Origin of the sequence: Tannockella kyphosi (assembly GCF_021054785.1) — a bacterium.
GTDB lineage: Bacteria > Bacillota_I > Bacilli_A > Erysipelotrichales > Coprobacillaceae > Tannockella > Tannockella kyphosi.
In genome coordinates, this window is the sequence record NZ_CP088239.1 from 1,276,918 (window position 1) to 1,295,187 (window position 18,270).

An 18,270-nucleotide genomic window follows, 5' to 3' on the forward strand; every position below is an offset into this window, starting at 1 on the left:
GAAGAAAATCTTCTATCTTTCCATAAATCTTGCTAAGAATTCTTGTGTTAATTGTTTTTGTGGGGCACTAAATATTTGTTTAGGATCTCCCTCTTCACAAATAACTCCATTTGCCATAAAAACAACATGATTAGAAACATCTCTAGCAAAAGCCATTTCATGAGTAACAACAATCATTGTCATTCCTTCATCTGCTAAAGAACGCATAACTGATAAAACTTCTCCTACCATTTCTGGATCTAATGCTGATGTCGGTTCATCAAACAATAACACTTCTGGTTCCATTGCAAGTGCTCTTGCAATTGCAACCCTTTGTTTTTGGCCACCAGATAATTGTCTTGGAAGAGCATTAATATAAGGAGACATACCTACTTTTTCTAAATAGGTTAAAGCTAGTTTTGTAGCTTCTTTTTTGTCTTTTTTTAATACAGTTGTTTGTCCTACAATACAGTTATCTAATACTGATAAATTATTAAATAAATTAAAGCTTTGGAAAACCATTCCTACTTTCGTACGATAACTAGATACATTGTTACCTGCCATCTCTATATTTTTTCCATGAAAGAATATTTCTCCACTAGTAGGAGTTTCTAATAAATTAATACAACGTAACAAAGTACTCTTTCCACTACCAGAAGCACCAATAATACTAGTTACATCCCCTTTTTTTACCGTAAAATCAATATCTCTTAGTACAACATTTGTACCAAATGTTTTACTTAAATGATTTATTTGTAATACTTCACTCATTTATTTTTCCTCCTTTTTATCATCATTAGGAAAAGTCATCATTCCACTAGTAAAAGCTAATGTATCTGTAGTAGATAAATCATAGCTATCATTTCCATCTAATTTCTTTTCCCATAATCTAAGTAATCTAGAGGCAGTTAATGTCATTGTTAAATAAATAATCATTACAATAGTAGCAGATTCAAAATAAGTATATTGTGCTCCTACTACACTCTTATGAACAAAGAATAAATCAGTAATACTAATAACAGATAATACAGAAGTATCTTTAATATTAATAATAAAATTATTTCCTATTTGAGGAATAATATTACGTAATGTTTGTGGAAATATTACTTTCATCATTGTTTGAAAATGATTCATACCAATTGCTTTAGCACCTTCAAACTGTCCTGGATCAATAGAAATAATCCCTCCACGCACTGTTTCTGCCATATAAGCACCAGTATTAATAGAAACAACAAAGAACCCTGCAGTCCACATACTCATACTAATACCCAAAACACTTAAACCACCATAATAAATAAATACTGCTTGTACAATCATTGGAGTACCACGAAATAACTCCACATAACATTTTAAAATAATATTTACTACTTTTAAAAACACTTTTTTATAAAGTGAATCATGTTTTTCTACCGGTATTGTTTGTATAACACCTACCCCAAAACCAATCAGACATCCTATAAAAGTAGAAACAAGAGCAATAATAAGAGTTGTTCCAGCACCTGATAAATAAGACATACCATATTTATCTAATAATTTAATCATCGTTTGTATAAAATCCATATATCCTCCCGCCCTACCTAGGGTCTTTTTTACATATAGAAAGATAGAAGTCTCCTTCTATCTTTTATTTATTAATCTTCTGATAATGGTTGAATAGCAATCGCTTCATCCATCATTTCAGCAAAATCTTCTGCTGTTTGACCTTCTAAAATAGCATTACATGCATCTAAAATCTCATCATTCCCTTTTTGTACTGAAATACCAATATTAATTTCTTCATCAGAAACCACAAAATCATCACCACTATCAGCAAAATCCAATAATACCATATCATCATAAGCTTGAATTGCAGCCATACCTGTAGGCATATCAGTAACTACTAAATCAACAGCTCCAGCATCTAAAGCAACAAGCATTGCTGGTGCACTTTCTTGTGCTGCTAAAATATCACCATCTTCAATTTGTGGTAAACAAGTATCATACCAAATAGTACCTAATTGAGAAGTAGCAGTAGCTCCAGCTAAATCAGCTACACCTGTAGCACTAGCATACTCACTATCAGCCATTACCAAAGTAATAATAGATGCATAATAATATGGATCAGAAAAATCTACTTGTTCTAAACGATCAGAAGTAATCGATTGTCCTGCAATAACACAATCAACATCTCCACTCATTACTGCTGGTACCAAAGAATCCCAATCTAACTTAACAATTTCTAACTCCATATCTAAATATTCAGCCAAAGCTTTCGCCCACATAACATCATATCCATTAGCATAATCAGTGCTTCCTGAAATCTGTACTGCTCCATTTGAATCATCTGGTTGTGTCCAATTATATGGTGCATAAGCACACTCCATTGCTACACGTAAAACATTACTCTCTTCTTCATCACTAGATCCACATCCTGTAAGACCTAAACATAATGTCATTACCAATAACATTAATCCTAACTTTTTCATCATTCTTTCCCCTTATCTCTCTCCATAAAATAAAAACCGTAAGTACGCATTACGTATCACGGTCTATATGAAAAGAATTCATAACCATGATAGCGCTCCACCTACGTGACAGTATATTGCATATTATCCAATATACCAGTAATTAAGAAAAGGTAATTTCTTATTCACTTCGGCAAAAAGCCCTTTCTTTCATAACTGTTTACCTACATTGTTATGAAATACTCTTTCTTTTTGCTCCTCTATCTAGCTTTTATTTAAGCAATTTATAAAACTATTGTAGACTATTTTCACTTTTTGTCAACACATTTTATCAAAATGATACTTTTTTATCACACAACACACACATAAAGGAAGGGAATTTTACAATTCCCTTCCTCCATTATTAAGCTCTACTTCTTTTTTTCATATCTATTAAAATTAATGCAAGAGCACCAATACTTAATGTTGTATATCCTAGTATATTATTACTATCTCCAGTATCTACTACATCTTCTACTTCTGTATCAGTATCTACTTCTGTATCAGTATCTGCATCTGAATTTGTACCTCCATCAGTTTCATCTTCTATTTCTGTAAAGATTACTTCTAGAGTATGTATTTCACTTACTTCTTCAAATGTATAGCTAGTAACAACTCCTACACTTTCACCATCCACTAATACATCACTAATTTCATAACCTTCTTCAGGAGTAAATGTAAATTCTTGGTCTTTATCTTCCATTACAGATACCGTTCCTTCTTCAGGAGAAATTGTTCCTTGTCCTGTTGTAGTAATAGTTATGTCATAGAAAGGCTTAGCACCTATATAAATATACCTTGCTATATTTGACATATCCTCCCAAACAATTCCATTACCATCAGTAGTTACAGTTCCGAAATAATATGGCACATCATTATCTTGCTCACCAATTTCTATTGTTTCTGTTTCAAAATAACCATCAGATAATAGTTTTACTTCATCTCCTAATACTAATAATTCTTCTTCATCTAGCCTTTCAATATATAAACCACCTTCTTCAGCATCAGTCGCATCTATTAGAACTGTCGCTCCATTGTTTACAGTGAAACCTAGTGTATATACCATTTTTGAAATCAAATTACCATTAATGACAATCGATGGTCCAGCAAGAGAAGTAGCATCTAAAGTTATTCCTTCTCCAACGACAATCGAAGACATGGAAGCAAATTCATCAGTAATCAACTTACCATCACCAGATATTTCTAGAGTTGGTTCAGAGTCTGCATCGCCAACATATATTCCATCAATTACAACGGTTTCGTCATCTTCCAATAAAATTATTGCAGTATCTACAACCGATATATAAATAGTACCTGCAATTTTATTTGTAGAGAACTTTAATGTATAAACACCTTCACTAGTTTTAGTCCATGAATACAATTCATTATCAGTAACTTCAGTAGCCGTTAATATGATATCACCATATATAGCTTCATTTCCATTGTTATCATAGTAACTTGCTTCACCATCAGGAGTATCAGGCAATACTACAACTAATCCTGTTCCTTCAAATGCAATATCGTTAATATCTGTATCAGAAGGTAAAAATAATGTTCCATTATTTACAATATTAGCATTCATGAAATCTATATCATAATCTGATAAATCTACATCCATATCAGAAGGGATTGTAAGAGTTGATCCTTCAGCAAAAGATAAAGTACCTGTAGAAATAGAAGAAGAATAAGTATAATAGTAGTTGTCACCCACGCAAATATACGTATCGCTTGTAAAAACAACATCTCCATAAATTGTTTCTTCAAATTCGTAATAATATGATGTGTAACCACTATCGTATGCTTCGTAATAATCAGTTAACACAGACACTAATGAGTTCACTTTTAACGACTCGTTAATTGTTAATTCACCCATGGACATTATATAGCCATTTGTAGTAATTGTTCCACTTCCAGATAAAGAGATATCTCCATAAGCATAAATAGGAAACCCGGATTCGTCAGTAAATGTAGCAGCTCCATCCACTTCCATTGAAATATATCCACCAACATATACACCTCCATAATTTGAATTGATTTCTAAATCGCCTGTCACACTAATTTCTATATTAGTTTCGTTGCCATCGTAAATTCCATATGGTGCATCAATTGTAAGACTCCCATCAATATCAATGACAAGATTTTCAGAATATCCATCTACATCAATTCCATCTTCAGTTGAACTTAAATAAACATCTCCTGTACCTTTTATACTAAAAACACCCTCACAGGCAATAGCAACAGGCCACCCACTACCTACATCATCCGGATCACAGGTAGTGGTTACACTTAAATTATAACCATTTAATTTAATTATCGCTCCATCTGGCAGTATAAGAGCATACTGATCAGCTGTCTCTATAGTTAAATCCTCCAAGAGCGTTAACGTAGTTTGGTCCCAAGTATAACCTAATCCATCTGACTCAACAACATCACTAGTATTCGATAAATCTAGCCCGTCACTGAGTGTTGCAGCAGCCACATCAAACATACTCATGTTTGAAAGTGATAACATCATTGCTAATGCAATAAACATTTTTATAAATCTTTTCATAATTTTTTTCCTCCTCTTTTCTTTTTTAATCTAATAAATTATAACACTTAAAAATTCAACACGTAACTAGCCAGTTGACTAGTTTTTAATAAAAAAGGATGTTAAAATCAATATTTTTAAACAAAATAATCTAAAAATATAGGGAATCATTAGATTCCCTATATTTAAACTCTACTTATAATTAAGATTATGTTATATGTTTTCGTATTCAATTATTTATTAAAAGACTAATTTTACATACTATTTAAATAACAATAGAAGAACTCAATTGCTTTATTTAATTCACTTACACCAATATTCTCATTTATTCCATGCATTGCAGCTATTTGTTGACCACTAGCTCTAATAGGACTAAAACGTATAACGGCATCACTAAATGCATCTAGGTGACAACAATCAGTAGCACCTATTGTTACATAAGGACATACAATGGTTCCAGGCATTGTTTGTTCTATTACTTTTTTTACTCTAGTTACTTCTGTATGATTTTTATCTGTCATAGAAGATGCTGGTTTTTCATATAATATAGAATATTCTAAATCATATTTCTTTGCTGTTTTGATAAGTTTATTAATTACGAAACTCATATCTTCTGTTGGTAAGTTTCTTATGTTTGCAGTAACTTTTGCAGTTTCAGGAATAACATTATTTGCATCTGAGCCTTGGGCTCTAGTAAATACAATAGTTGTTTTCATCATTGCCCCTATAGAAGGACTAAAAGAAGGTAATACTTTCTTTACTAAAGGAGAAAATAACCACATGTTACCAAGTAACATACGTAAAGGAAACGTCATATAAGGAGATATCGTTGTAAACATTTGTTTCACTGTTTTCATAAATGATACCTTAAAATATCCTGGCTTTTCTACTTCTACCATAAATTTAGCTAACCTAGAAAAAGGATTATCAACTTGAGGAGAACCACTATGCCCTCCTTTACTCTTAGCACGAAACTCTATATCTAAATATCCTTTTTCACATAAACCAAGTAAAGCTATATCATTTTGAATACCTGGCATAACTTCTCCAGTAACAGCTCCTCCTTCATCAAAGATAACTTTAAATTGAAGCTTGTTTTCTTTCAAATACTCTGCTACATGTTTAACACCTAAACCTAATGATTCTTCATCATGACTTGCCATAAAATATAAGTCATTTTCAAATTCTTTTCCTTCTTTTAATAATTGTTCAATCGCTTTAAAGAAAGAATAACCCATACCCTTATTATCTATAGTACCTCTACCATAAATAATATGATCCACTAAAGTTGCATCCATAGCAGGATAATCCCATTCACCATTTTCTTCTACTACATCAACATGTGCCAATATTAATGATGGTAAATCATTATTCTTAGTTCCTTTTATACGAAATAGAAAAGCACTATTAATTTCTATCTTTTCTGCTTTTGAAAAATATATTGGAAACATAGTTTCTAATGTTTGTAAGTATTCATGAAAATGATTACTACCACTAACAGTAGGTATTTGTAGTAATTCTTTTAATTCTAAATATAATTCTTGTTCTCTTTTTTCATCAATTACTTCATAATTATTCTGTATAGTTAACTTCTTTTTTATCATCACCGTACGACCAATTACTATTCCAATAATAATTAATACAATAATAAAGCCCATTATTCTACTCCTTTATATGCTAGTAACTTCTTACTAGCATATATACCTATTAATGCCATAATAAACATACAAATAAAGATAATAGAATACCCAGTATTACCTACTGTATCTAATAAAGTCCCAAAAACAGGATCAACTACAAAATCAGGTAAATAAACGATTAATGATATTAATCCTATTGCAGTACCTAATACTTCTGGTTTTAAAGAAGATTCATTAATAATTGAAAAAGATATTCCAAATGTAGCTCCAGATATAATCCCTGGTATTAAAGATGCAATAATTACTAGTCCACTAGGTAAGTTAAGAGAACTAAAAGATAATACTAAAAAGATAACTGCTAATACAAAGAAAGCATAATGTAATAACTTAGTGGTAGATTTAAAACATCTAGCTGCTATAAAACCTGCTACTGGTGCAAGTAATGGAAAAACATTGGATCTAAGTATTCCTAAGGTAGATACTAGACTTGAGTCCATATCATATACTTCTAATAAAAATGGATTAAAATAAGTATTCCCACTTACTCTTATCGCATAAGTTGATAAGATAACAATAGCCATTAACCATATTACTTTATTCTTCAATAATGGTTTAATATAAGACATCTCAAACTTTTCTTTTTCTTCTACTTTTTCTATATCTTTATAAAAGATACTAATTAAAACAGCAGCTACTAATGCTATTATTGCACACAATAAGAAGATAATTCCCATTGCATTACTTGCTTCTTCCATTGAATAATATACTTTTAAAAATAAAAGATTCATACAAATTGTTACTACTGCTCCCATTAACCCATAGAATCCTGTAACAATCGCACTATTTTCTTTCGTTCCTAAAGATAATACTGCTTTTAGTAACCCTGACCAGAATGCAAATCCTGTAGTAATACCAAATAAAAACCAAACTACTAAAGCTACAATAAAACTAGTATTAAGATATAACAAGAAACATAAACATGCATGTCCTACTAAAGAAAATGATAATATTTTTCTTAGTGAACACTTATCAGCAATATATCCCCCTGGAATATATAACAAAGTATTTAATACAGTATATATTGCCATTAAATATCCTACTTGTGCTTTAGAAATAGAAAATGCTTCTAATAATGGTTCATATAAAACATACTTCATATATACTGGTGTAAATGCAGCACCATACCCTAACGCTAAAATACAAACTATAAAAAATCTTTTTTTATCCATTCTATTTTCCCCCTATATGTTTGTTAATTAGGTTTATAAACTATTCTTTTTATTTTATCAAATTCATTCTTTAAATAATGTATTGTATTATAAGCTGTGATTCTAGCACATTCTTCCATAGACTCATCTGAATAAAAAGCAATATGTGGTGTAATCACCACATCTAACCTTTCTAAAAATGGTGACTTTGCTAGTACATCACTTTCTTCATTTTCAAAAACATCTAACCCAGCTCCATAAATAATATTATTATCTAATGCTTCTATTAAAGCTATTTCATCTATTAATGATCCTCTCCCTACATTAATAATTACTGGTTTTTCTTTCATTAAAGAAAGTGATTCTTTATTAATCATATGATAAGTTTCTTCATTTAATAATGTATGTAAACTAATAATAGAACTAGTTTGATACAATTCTTCTAACTCTACTAAAGGAACATCTGCTTCTTTTAAATAAGGATCATAAGCTATTACTTTACAACCAAATGCTTTTGCTCTTTTGGCTACTGCTCTACCAATCTTTCCATAACCTATTATTCCCCAAACCTTTCCTTCTAAATGAAATAACCCTTGATGATTATTAAATAAATATACTTTATTTACTCGCATATCATTTTGATAACAATTTATTTTACGTATCACACTTAAAGCTAACGTAAGTGTATGATCTGCTACTTCATTAGTACAATACTCTTCAATACATGTTAGACCTACACCATGCCTTTGAATAGCTTCTAAATCTACACTATTATAACCATTTGCTTCAATTGAAACCATTCTTAAATTAGGAGCATGTAATAATAGTTCTTCATCTACTTCTAGATAAGCAGTTATTAGTGCATCTACCTCTTTTATTTTATTAAATAATTGTTGTTTATCTCCATCATATAGATAACACTCTATCTCACTACCTGGTAATTCTTTTTTTATATGATTTATTTCTAGGTTTAAATCTCTATCCATTGGTTCTTTATAATCACAAATTAGTATTTTCATAAGCTTCCCATAACTTTTGTTATAGCCTCTACTAATTTTTGATTTTCTTGTTTTGTTCCAATACTAATACGAATATGCTTATTATATCCCCATCCTGCACATGGACGTACAATAACACCTAAAGACAATAACTTTTCACTAAAATCTAATCCTTCAATAGGAGTTTCTACAAATAAGAAATTAGTATGTGTTTCAATAGTAGGTAATCCTAATTTGTTAAATTCTTCTAATAAATATTGCCTATCTTCCACCATATAATAAGAATACTTTTTAGCTTCCTTTCCAGCATTACTAATTACTTCTACAGCACCAGCTAATCCTACTCGATTCGCATTAAATGGCTCACTTACTGTATTATAATATTCAATCACCTCAGGACTAGCTACTACATAACCTATTCTTTGTCCAGCTAAACCATAATACTTAGAAAAAGTACGAACACATAATAATTGGCATCCTTCTTTTACTAATTGAATAGTATTAGGTCTATATTCTTCCTTACAAAACTCTATATATGCTTCATCTAAAATAACATAAACATGTTCAGGTATATTTCTAATAAATGATTCTAATTCATGTTTATTAATAATAGTACTTGTAGGATTATTAGGATTACAAATCCATATTAACTTTGTCTTTTCCGTTATCAAAGATTGAATAACATTTAAATCAATAGAATAATCTTCCCCTAAATCACACTCTACAACATCAGCCCCCATTAATAAACATATCTCCTTATATAAACCATAAGTCTGTCTAGGAATAATAACTTCATCTCCATAATCTAAAAACATTTTAGAAATAGTATCTAAAACATTTCCAGCCCCATGACCTAAAGCAACCCAATCACTAGTAAGTCCATACATTGATCCTAATTCTTTTCTAAGTCTTTCATAATTTTTTTCAGGATATACATTCCCTCTTTTTATTTCTTTTTCCATCACACTTAATACTGATGGAAAAGGAGCATAATTATTCTCATTAGATCCTAACTTTACAACACTAGTTAATCCATATTTCTTCATTACTGCATCTGTTGTAAGTCCCCCTACATATTTAGTAGCACTATATACTGATTTCCTTAATTTTAACATTCCCTTTTTCCTCCCATTAAAATAATACTACTCCTCTATAATCAATAAATCAACAAGTATATAAAAACAGCTTTAGGATCACCTAAAACTGTTTTCTTTATTGAATAGAACTTATTACTTCTTTATTCTATTAAACTCTATTTCTTTTTTTCATATCTATTAAAACCAATGCCATTGCACTAATACTTAATGTTGTGAATAGTAATACATTATTAGTATCTCCAGTATCTACTACATCATCTACTTCTGTATTAGTATCTAAGTCTGCATCAGCATCTAAGTCTGCATCAACATCTAAGTCTGCATCAACATCTAAGTCTGCATCAGCATCTAAGTCTGCATCAGCATCCGCATTCGTATCTCCGTCAACATCAGTGCTATCTACTGCATCCTTAATCCATGTAGAAGAAAGAGACAAATCAGAAGTTACTGTTATTTCATTTGTGTATTCTTCACCATCTTGATCTACCCAACCATCAAATGTGTAACCTTCTTTAGTTGGTATCTCTAGTGTAATTACAATTCCATATAATACTTGAGCTTCTACATCATCAATTGTAACGGTGCAATATTTTGTAATAATTTCAAATTCTTCAACAGCATATGTACCAATTGTTACATAGTTATTATCATCAACAGTAGTAGTAGCAATAGCTGCTTTTACATAGTATGTACCTGCAGCAGTAGGTATAGAAGATGAATATGTTCCATCTTCACTTGTACTATATGTATATGTTATATCTCCATAAGTAACATCATCACTAGTAATCACAGTAGATTCATCATCTACTAATGATACTTCGATATTATGAACAATATCATCACCCACATAAATATCAGCTACTGTAAAAGAATCAATTACTGCATAATATACTATTTCAACATGAGAACCATATTCAATTGTTGCATCTTGTTCTAAGATGATATTAACATTAGTAAAATCAACTGAATTATATCCTGATATATCTGCATCAACATCACTTGCTATTGTAAGTGATGATTCTTTAGCGAATGAAAGTTTATCAACATCTGACTTAAAATATGAGTTATCTGTAAATATAAAATCCCCATATACTGTATCTTTGTTAGAATCTCCGTCATTTTGAGAAACCAATGAATTTACTGTTAACTCTTCATCAATAGATACTGTACCATTTGCTAAGATATATCCATCTGTAGTAAGTGTGCCAGAACCAGATAATGAAATGTCACTCCCTGCATAAACAGCATTACCACTAGTGTTTGTAAAAACAGCAGTCCCATCTAAATCTAAATTAATCTCTCCTTGTTGTGCATAAATACTATAGTTATTTGAAGTGATTGTTACATCTCCCGTAACATCCATTGCTATATCTCCATAATAAGAATAAATACCGTCTTTCCCAGCAGTAATATCCAAATCACCACCTACTTCTAAATCAACAGATCCATCTGCATAAACACCTCTTCCATAAGTAGTATTTTCAGCAGTAAGTGATAGATCACCTGTTACTTTCACTGTAAAACTAGAAACAGTATACATACATAGAGACTTCGCTTTTAAAGTAGCACTTCCTCCTACTTCTATTTTTATAGTACCATCATTCGCTCTAATAGCCGCACTTCCAAAAAGTGTTGTAGCTATATCTAAGTCACTACTTACATTTAATATAATACCTTTTCCTTCAATACCATCACCACCATCAGATGTAGCTGATAAATTATTACATGTTATACTAACAGATTCATCACTGTGAATAGCATCACTCGAACTCGAGCAAACATCTAGATTACCAGTCCCTATAACTGTTAAACTACCTGATGAATAAATACCATAATCAGATGCAGTTATGGTTAAATTATAACCCTGTAAATTAACAATTGCATTACAGCTAAAGTAAATTCCATTACCACTGCTACTAATTTCCAAATCTTCTGAAAGTGTTAGTGTTAAAGTATCCTTATCCCAACTCCATCCATCACCAGAAGTAGTTGCTGTTGAACCACTAAAACTTAGATCACTAGATGTTGCAGCAGACACATCAATAGTTGTAAACGAAAGTATCATTGCTAGTGTAACAATCATTTTTAACATTTTTCTCATCATTCTTCTCCTTCGATTATCGTAAATTAATATTTTTAAGTAAAACTTAAAAATATGCCCTCTTTTATTATAACAACTCTTGTTTAGACACGTAACTAGCCACTTGGCTAGTTCTTAGTAAAAAAGGATGTTAAAATCAATATTTTTTTAACATAACAAGCTATATTTCTATAGAAAAATAGAGAATCTCTAGATTCTCTACTTTTCTTTTCATTCTAATATTAATATATAATTAAATTAATTCATTCTCTTTAGCTACTTCCACTACTTCTGTTCTGTTTTTAGCGTTTAACTTCTTAATAATATTAGATACATGGAACTTAGTAGTTCCTAAACTAATATTTATTGTTTTAGATATTTGGGTATTGTTTTGTCCTTTGCTAAGTAGTCTTAATACTACTAATTCACGTTCTGTTAGATTACCAAAACTTTGAGGTACTTCTAAGTAATGGGGGTAATAGTTTGCCATTTTTTCTAAATTATTTGTTACTTCTTGAATATACTTTTTAGAAATAGATGGGTATTTAGACCAATCTATTCGTTTCCATAATGGTAATAATGCTATTCCTTGGTCACTTACAACACGATTTAGTTTATATTTCTTTGTTTGTTCTATTGTTTTTATAAGTACTTCTTCGTATTCTTCTTTTCTTCGATATAAGATAATTGCTTTTAATATACCTAATTCAAAAGATAAATAGTTACGATAATACATAGAAGCATATCTTTCTAAGTATTCTATAATATATAATGCTTCTAAGTTTCTATTGCAAGATATATATACTTTTGCTTTTGTTAGTAAACGATATCTAGAAGTAATATAGAATGTATCATATTCATTAATAGCTTGTTCATATAACCATGTTTCTAATCCTTCTTGATTTCCTTCTAATAAATCACATTGAATAATACTACATCTAATATTAGCTAATAACTCATTATAATTCTTTTGTAAAGCTTTATCATAGATGTTTTCTAATATATCTCTAGAAGTACTTAATTGTCCTTCTGATTGTAATAATCTAGCCATAATCCCTGTAATAGCATATTGCATACGGATAGTACCTTTTAGATTTGCATCACTTAATGCATGGGTTAATTCTACCATTGCTTGACTACTTTTATTTTGTTCATAGAACAGTTCTCCTAGAACTGCTTCTGGTACTCCTATTGCTTCTTTGCCAATTGATTTTAATATAATTGGTTTAAAGACAGGAAATAGTGCTTTATAATATGGAATCCATGTTACTAAGTCTATTCCTCCATTCATAATAGAAGCAAAATTACCGGTAGGCATGATGTTTTTTAATTCAAACCCAAATTTTTGAATATAACCATAACAATATGTTAAATTCTCTCTTAATTGTTTTGCTGATACACAAGGACTAGCCATTAATGTTCGTACATACACACTAATAATAGCTTCAAATCCTGTTGGAGTTGTTATTTTAGTTGCTTGTTCTTTTAGTTTCTGTAAGTAATATTGACTTTGTTCTGGTTGCATACGATATGCATAAAACATTGCCTTTGCTCCTATAACACTAGGATTTTCTTTTTCACGTTTTTCTGTTAGTAAATTTATATATTGATCACTAATTTGTGCAAAAGAACAACCATCCGCATTTTCTAATAAATAAATAACTATTTCTATTATCTTATCAATATTATTAGATTTCTTATAACAATATAATGCTTGTTCAAATAAACGTTCTTCTTCATAATGATTTGCTGCTATTTCATATACTCTTTGCTTACTTTTTTCTTCTAATAAATTTAATCGATGATGAAAATATTGAAATACTATAGGATCAAAACGAAATAAGTCTGGTACTTCAAATGATAAAAAAGACTCTCTTTCCATAACACTACTCAAAACTACTTCTACATCACTGCCTAGAATTAGTTTTGCTATATCGTAATGAAAATCAGAAAATATTCCTAATTTTGTTAATGATTCTTTTAATAAGAGTGGCCATTTATCAAATTCTATATCCATATGATAAAAGAAATCTTGTTTTGCTAATAGATGTACTCTTTGTAAGTCTTGGCTCTCACAAACATGAACTAAATAGATTTGAATAAATAAAGCACGTCCGTTTGTAAATTCAATACAGTCTTTTGCTATATCATTGATTTGTTTTTTCTTTAATCCTTGTAACTCTTCTTGCTTTTCTAACATATCTAGTACTTGATGATAACCAATTACTAAAGAATTACTATCCAATACTACTAATCTTTTAGCAATACGCAAAGGAATTAAAAAATCAGGTAATGTTGCATTACTTAATAACATTACAAAAATATCTTGATGTTTTTGTAATATATTTATGATTTTATCTTGTTGTTGTAATGCTTGTAAATTATCAATGATTAGTAATGTATCTTTTGTTATATCTATTGTTTCTAATAACTGTGTAAAATCACTTTGATTAGTATCTAAATAAATCATATTTTTAAAATATTCTCTTGCAAAATAAATAGCTTGTTCTGTTCTTCCAAACCCATAGCTACCACTTAAATAAACCATTTTATGTTCTTTTAAAAGAAGAAACCATTTTTCTTGTACTTTTTTATCTACACTAATAAAAGATGGTGAAATATCATATTGTCCCATACAAACACCTCCTCCAATCATTTTATCATATATTTACATACTTGTAACTTATTAAAAAAGCTTTATCTATACAAAACCACTCCAAGTTTACTTAGAGTGGTTTTTATATATTATTTTGCTTTTCTTCTTTTCCTATGCATTAAGATAGATAGAGCCCCAATAATAGCTAAAGCTGTAAATAACGATATATTATTTATATCTCCAGTAAGCACGTTATCATCCAATGACTCATTATCAAAATCATCATTTAAATCTTCCTCTGTTGATGGTTTATCTTCTGTAAAATCATCATTTAAATCTTCTTGTACTTTAGTAAAGATAACTTCTAATGTATGCGTTGCATATACTTCTTCAAATGTATAACTAGTAATAGCCCCTAGACTATTTCCATCTACTAGGACATCACTTATTTCATAACCTGTTGCAGGAGTGAAAATAAACTCTTGATCTAACCCTTCATAAACAGCAGTATCCCCTTCAATTACACCTTCCCCTTGTTTAGTAACTGTAATATCGTAAATATCTTTTCGACCTATGATGATTTCATTAGCAACATTTGTTTCATCTTCATCTAATACTTTACCATCTATTGTAATAGTACCTACTGTATAAGTATCACAATAACCTAGCAGAAAGCCCACTCCTTTAGTGGTGGGAGGAATGCGTAAGATGTGTATAAAATAGTATAAATTATACGTGATTTATGTTATAATAAGTATATGAAAGAATATAGAAAAACAAAAACAACAACCTCGTTAATTAATTATCATTTTATCTTTTGTCCAAGGTATCGTAGAAAAATATTTTTAATTCCAAATGTAGAAGAAAGGCTTAAAATCATAGTGGAAGAAACTTGCAAGGAATTAGAAATTGAAATTATTGCTATGGAATGTGATAAGGATCATATTCATTTGTTTATAAACGCATTACCAAAATACAGTCCTAGTGACATAATGCAAAAAATAAAAAGGAAAAGTGGGTTGATATTAAGAAGTGAATTTTCAGAGTTGAGTCAGATGAAAAGTTTGTGGACAAGAAGCTATTTTGTTTCAACTGCCGGTGTTGTTAGTAGCGAAACAATAAAGAGATATGTAGAAAGCCAGAGAAAAAGATATTAAATATCGAAATCAAGAAGGGAGAAACTTCATGAGTAATTTTTGTATAACAATTCCATTAAAAACAGAAACCTATCAAGAACATATATTAGAAAAACGTTTTGAAATTGGTAGAAAAATGTATAATTCTTTAATTGTTATTACTCAAAAACGATATAGAGAAATGACAAAAACAAAAGAATATAAATACATTATGAAACAATATAAGCGAATTCATGAAGGACATCCTAAAGCTGGTGTAACAAAGAAAGGCCTCGCTAACCGATTAAAAGAAATGCAGAGAGAATATCGTTTATCCGAATATGATTTTCATAAAGATGTAAAAGAATTACAACATTGTTTTCGTGAAAATATTGATTCAAACACGTCTCAAAAGATTGCTACGAATTTATGGAAAGCTTATAACAAAGTAATGTTTAGTGATGGAAAAGAAATTCATTTTAAAAAGTATGGAGAGTTTACTTCGTTAGAAGGAAAATCAAATACAAGCGGAATTCGTCTCGTAAATGAAACACTTTATTGGAATGGTCTTATTATTCCTGTTATTATTGATCATTCAAATAGTTATGAAAATGAATGTTTTCAAAACCCTCTTTACAAAATTTGTTATAACCGTATTATTCAAAAAGAAATTAGAGGAAAGTATAAATACTATTTACAAGTAGTGTTTAAAGGAACTCCTCCTGTAAAATACAATCCAACAACTGGTGAAGTAAAGAATCCTAAAAGAGATGGTGTTGTAGGTATTGACTTAGGCACGCAAACGATTGCCTATTGCTCTAACAAAGAAGTAGGATTGATTGAATTAGCTGATAAAGTACCTAACCTAGAAAAGAAAAAGCGAATCATTTCTAGAAAAATGGATCGTAGTAGAAGAGCTATGAATCCTAATAACTACAATGAAGATGGAACTACTAAAACAGGAGCTGGACAATGGAAGAACTCCAATCGCTATCTTCGATTAAGAAGCGAACTAAGAGAGCTTAGTAGAAAACAAGCAGCTATTCGAAAGTTACAACACGAGACCTTAGCAAATCATCTTTTAACATTAGGAACGACCATTTATGTAGAAACAATGCATTATAAAGGATTGCAAAAACGAGCAAAGAAAACAACGGTTAATGAAAAGACAGGTAAGTTCAATCGTAAAAAACGTTTCGGCAAGTCTTTAGGAGAAAAAGCTCCTGCTATGTTTGTAGAAATTTTGAATAGAAAGCTAAACTACATAGATAAAGAAGTTTTAAAAGTAAACAACTATACAACCAAAGCAAGTCAATACAACCATGTTAATCAAACATACAAGAAGAAAAAACTATCTCAAAGATGGAATGAGATAGAATATAACAACGAAGTGATAAAAATACAAAGAGATTTGTATAGTTCTTATTTATTAATGAATATGAACGAAGATTTAAAAACAATGAATCAAGAAAAATGTGAAATGAATTTTGAAGGATTTTTAATCAAACATAACCAAGAAGTAGAAAGATTAAAAGGAAAGAAAAACCTTTCTAGTATTGGCATTTAAAAAGCATTAAAAAGTATTAACAACAAAACGTCTTGAAACGGGCGTTATACTATCGTTAATTTGTTCAATAGAACGAATGGATAGTGAAATTCTTAATGAAAATAATTAGGATTCTCTACATTTCAAACAATAATTATTGTTTTATTTTTGTAGTTAAAGAAGGTTATTTAGTAGTTAAGAACCCCACTACTTCAGTGGTGGGAGTTTCAGTTTGAATACCTCGTACAGACACAATATTCTTTTCTAAAAGATAAGAGTTAACAGCATCTGGCATTCCACCTACTAGTAAGAATTTTCTAAAATAGTCCATCGTTTTATAATGCATTGATTCATCCAAGCTTTCTAATTTTTTGAACTTTTTTGATAATATTGATATTGTTATTTCATTAACCCCATTTGCATAAAGGAACTCTTCAAAATCTAGTGGAAACATTCTAACTTTTTGAATACTTCCCATTGGAATAGAAGTAGTTTTCAAAAGTGCTACTCCTAGCAATGATCCACTAGCAATATAATGAAAACAATCATCTTGTACTAAGAACTTTAGAAGCGTTAGTAAGTGAGGATATTCCTGAATCTCATCTATAAAAATAAGTGTATTTTCTTTTTGCTGCATTTTATCTCCTGCAATCATGCTTAAGCTAAGATAAAAATCTTCTATTGTTTTTACTTGTTCAAATAGTTTTTCACCTAAAGAATCTTCAACCATATTTATCTCAATAAAATTCTCAAATAACTTTCTTCCCGCATAACGTACGATATAAGTTTTCCCAACTTGTCTAGCACCATCAATTAAAAGAACTTTATTTGATTTGGATTCTAAATGTTCCACTATTGTTTTTTCTATTTTTCTATATAACATGATTTAATAACCTCCTATCATAAGAAAATTGATTTTTCAAGTTAATTTCACCATAATAATATTGACTTTTCAATAAAGAACACATCAATAAAATTGACTTTTCAATATTTAACCT

The 18,270-nt window shown here is 29.9% G+C and carries 14 protein-coding genes and 1 riboswitch; of the genes, 2 read left to right on the top strand and 12 right to left on the bottom strand.

Features of this window, described 5'->3' with window-relative positions; all coding sequences use genetic code 11:
- Positions 1–12: 12 nt before the first annotated feature.
- The 11 genes from LRR82_RS06355 to LRR82_RS06405 all read right to left on the bottom strand — a co-directional run bounded on the left by LRR82_RS06355 (position 13) and on the right by LRR82_RS06405 (position 15,291).
- Positions 13–750 carry an amino acid ABC transporter ATP-binding protein gene (locus tag LRR82_RS06355; protein WP_249028598.1) on the bottom strand — a complete coding sequence of 246 codons (738 nt, stop codon included), beginning with the start codon at positions 748–750 and terminating at the stop codon, positions 13–15.
- Positions 751–1,539, bottom strand: a complete 789-nt coding sequence (locus tag LRR82_RS06360; protein WP_249028599.1) for an amino acid ABC transporter permease — start codon at positions 1,537–1,539, stop codon at positions 751–753. It abuts the gene before it with no gap.
- A gap of 71 nt (positions 1,540–1,610) precedes the next feature.
- Positions 1,611–2,447 carry a transporter substrate-binding domain-containing protein gene (locus LRR82_RS06365; RefSeq protein WP_249028600.1) on the bottom strand — a complete coding sequence of 279 codons (837 nt, stop codon included), beginning with the start codon at positions 2,445–2,447 and terminating at the stop codon, positions 1,611–1,613.
- Between the two features lie 79 nt (positions 2,448–2,526).
- A riboswitch (Lysine riboswitch) is annotated at positions 2,527–2,694 on the bottom strand.
- Between the two features lie 132 nt (positions 2,695–2,826).
- On the bottom strand, positions 2,827–5,013 hold the full coding sequence (locus tag LRR82_RS06370; protein ID WP_249028601.1) for a hypothetical protein: 2,187 nt from the start codon (positions 5,011–5,013) through the stop codon (positions 2,827–2,829).
- Positions 5,014–5,246: 233 nt separating this feature from the next.
- Positions 5,247–6,650, bottom strand: coding sequence for a M20/M25/M40 family metallo-hydrolase (locus LRR82_RS06375; protein ID WP_249028602.1), 1,404 nt, complete (start codon positions 6,648–6,650; stop codon positions 5,247–5,249).
- Positions 6,650–7,861, bottom strand: a complete 1,212-nt coding sequence (locus LRR82_RS06380; protein WP_249028603.1) for an MFS transporter — start codon at positions 7,859–7,861, stop codon at positions 6,650–6,652. The genes LRR82_RS06375 and LRR82_RS06380 overlap by 1 nt, the downstream gene beginning before the upstream one ends.
- A 23-nt stretch (positions 7,862–7,884) precedes the next feature.
- Positions 7,885–8,859 carry an NAD(P)-dependent oxidoreductase gene (locus LRR82_RS06385; RefSeq protein WP_249028604.1) on the bottom strand — a complete coding sequence of 325 codons (975 nt, stop codon included), beginning with the start codon at positions 8,857–8,859 and terminating at the stop codon, positions 7,885–7,887.
- Entirely contained in the window at positions 8,856–9,953 is a 1,098-nt protein-coding gene (gene hisC, locus LRR82_RS06390; RefSeq protein WP_249028605.1) for a histidinol-phosphate transaminase, read from the bottom strand. The genes LRR82_RS06385 and hisC overlap by 4 nt, the downstream gene beginning before the upstream one ends.
- A gap of 130 nt (positions 9,954–10,083) precedes the next feature.
- A complete protein-coding gene (locus LRR82_RS06395) occupies positions 10,084–12,036 on the bottom strand; it encodes a carbohydrate-binding domain-containing protein (protein ID WP_249028606.1) in 1,953 nt (650 codons plus the stop codon).
- Between the two features lie 232 nt (positions 12,037–12,268).
- Positions 12,269–14,650 carry a helix-turn-helix transcriptional regulator gene (locus LRR82_RS06400; protein WP_249028607.1) on the bottom strand — a complete coding sequence of 794 codons (2,382 nt, stop codon included), beginning with the start codon at positions 14,648–14,650 and terminating at the stop codon, positions 12,269–12,271.
- Positions 14,651–14,760: 110 nt separating this feature from the next.
- Positions 14,761–15,291 (bottom strand): hypothetical protein, encoded by a 531-nt coding sequence (locus LRR82_RS06405; protein WP_249028608.1) that lies wholly within the window; start codon positions 15,289–15,291, stop codon positions 14,761–14,763.
- Positions 15,292–15,369: 78 nt separating this feature from the next.
- On the opposite strand from LRR82_RS06405, the gene tnpA reads away from it, so the two are divergent.
- Positions 15,370–15,768 (top strand): IS200/IS605 family transposase, encoded by a 399-nt coding sequence (gene tnpA, locus LRR82_RS06410; protein ID WP_249028609.1) that lies wholly within the window; start codon positions 15,370–15,372, stop codon positions 15,766–15,768.
- Positions 15,769–15,796: 28 nt separating this feature from the next.
- A complete protein-coding gene (locus tag LRR82_RS06415) occupies positions 15,797–17,293 on the top strand; it encodes a transposase (protein WP_249028610.1) in 1,497 nt (498 codons plus the stop codon).
- Between the two features lie 163 nt (positions 17,294–17,456).
- Here the strand turns inward: LRR82_RS06415 and LRR82_RS06420 are convergent, their stop codons facing one another.
- On the bottom strand, positions 17,457–18,155 hold the full coding sequence (locus tag LRR82_RS06420) for an AAA family ATPase (RefSeq protein WP_249028611.1): 699 nt from the start codon (positions 18,153–18,155) through the stop codon (positions 17,457–17,459).
- Positions 18,156–18,270: the final 115 nt, after the last annotated feature.

What these genes read in the sequence shown, in the direction of transcription:
- LRR82_RS06355 (WP_249028598.1), bottom strand. Translation starts at nt 750, where the DNA reads ATGAGTGAAGTATTACAAATAAATCATTTAAGTAAAACATTTGGTACA.
- LRR82_RS06360 (WP_249028599.1), bottom strand. Translation starts at nt 1,539, where the DNA reads ATGGATTTTATACAAACGATGATTAAATTATTAGATAAATATGGTATG.
- LRR82_RS06365 (WP_249028600.1), bottom strand. Translation starts at nt 2,447, where the DNA reads ATGATGAAAAAGTTAGGATTAATGTTATTGGTAATGACATTATGTTTA.
- LRR82_RS06370 (WP_249028601.1), bottom strand. Translation starts at nt 5,013, where the DNA reads ATGAAAAGATTTATAAAAATGTTTATTGCATTAGCAATGATGTTATCA.
- LRR82_RS06375 (WP_249028602.1), bottom strand. Translation starts at nt 6,650, where the DNA reads ATGGGCTTTATTATTGTATTAATTATTATTGGAATAGTAATTGGTCGT.
- LRR82_RS06380 (WP_249028603.1), bottom strand. Translation starts at nt 7,861, where the DNA reads ATGGATAAAAAAAGATTTTTTATAGTTTGTATTTTAGCGTTAGGGTAT.
- LRR82_RS06385 (WP_249028604.1), bottom strand. Translation starts at nt 8,859, where the DNA reads ATGAAAATACTAATTTGTGATTATAAAGAACCAATGGATAGAGATTTA.
- hisC (WP_249028605.1), bottom strand. Translation starts at nt 9,953, where the DNA reads ATGTTAAAATTAAGGAAATCAGTATATAGTGCTACTAAATATGTAGGG.
- LRR82_RS06395 (WP_249028606.1), bottom strand. Translation starts at nt 12,036, where the DNA reads ATGAGAAAAATGTTAAAAATGATTGTTACACTAGCAATGATACTTTCG.
- LRR82_RS06400 (WP_249028607.1), bottom strand. Translation starts at nt 14,650, where the DNA reads ATGGGACAATATGATATTTCACCATCTTTTATTAGTGTAGATAAAAAA.
- tnpA (WP_249028609.1), top strand. Translation starts at nt 15,370, where the DNA reads ATGAAAGAATATAGAAAAACAAAAACAACAACCTCGTTAATTAATTAT.
- LRR82_RS06415 (WP_249028610.1), top strand. Translation starts at nt 15,797, where the DNA reads ATGAGTAATTTTTGTATAACAATTCCATTAAAAACAGAAACCTATCAA.
- LRR82_RS06420 (WP_249028611.1), bottom strand. Translation starts at nt 18,155, where the DNA reads ATGTTATATAGAAAAATAGAAAAAACAATAGTGGAACATTTAGAATCC.